Below are 638 nucleotides of genomic sequence, written 5' to 3'. Positions count from 1 at the left end.
ACCGAGCAACTTCATATCGAGGTGAAGGCGAAGGTTTTGCAGAATGTGCGGTTCAAATATACTTGCCGCCCTTGTGACCGTACCAGCTTCAACACGCCGGTCGTGACCGCCGATGCCCGCACAACCCTTGCCGGGCAGCATCGCTACGGCTTCGACGCTGGCCTTCGCGCTCGTTCACAATACGTCTACGGCACGCCGCTCTATCGCCTGGCGCACGCCTTCGAGCGCGCGGGTGTTCCTGTCAGCCGTGGCGCTCTGGGCCACTGGGTGATCGGCTCGAGCGAAAAGCATCTCTCCCGCATCTATGACGCCCTGAAGCTGCGGCTCAGATCGCAGCCCCTCATCCATGGCGACGAGACGACTGTTCAGGTCCTGAAGGAAAAGGATTGAGAGGCCGCCAGCACCTCATACATGTGGGAATACCGGAGCGGCGAGGACAGTGACGAGCCTATCGTGCTGCTCGATTATCAACCGGGCCGCCGCCAGATACACCCGCAGACCTTCTTGGGCGATTACCGCGGCATAGTGATGAGTGATGGCTATTCCGCTTGGCGCACGCTGGAAGGGGCAACGCATCTTGGATGCATGGGCCGTTCGAGGCGGCGCTTCGTCGATGCCCTAAAGGCGAGGAAGAAAGG

The 638-nt window shown here is 60.7% G+C and carries 1 pseudogene; it reads left to right on the top strand.

Features of this window, described 5'->3' with window-relative positions:
• Positions 1-638: pseudogene (locus EN780_RS36605) on the top strand (IS66 family transposase); the annotation flags it as partial.

The organism is Mesorhizobium sp. M4B.F.Ca.ET.089.01.1.1, from assembly GCF_004022605.1.
Taxonomy (GTDB): Bacteria; Pseudomonadota; Alphaproteobacteria; order Rhizobiales; family Rhizobiaceae; genus Mesorhizobium; species Mesorhizobium abyssinicae.
This window is presented reverse-complemented; position numbering and strand designations above follow the sequence as displayed.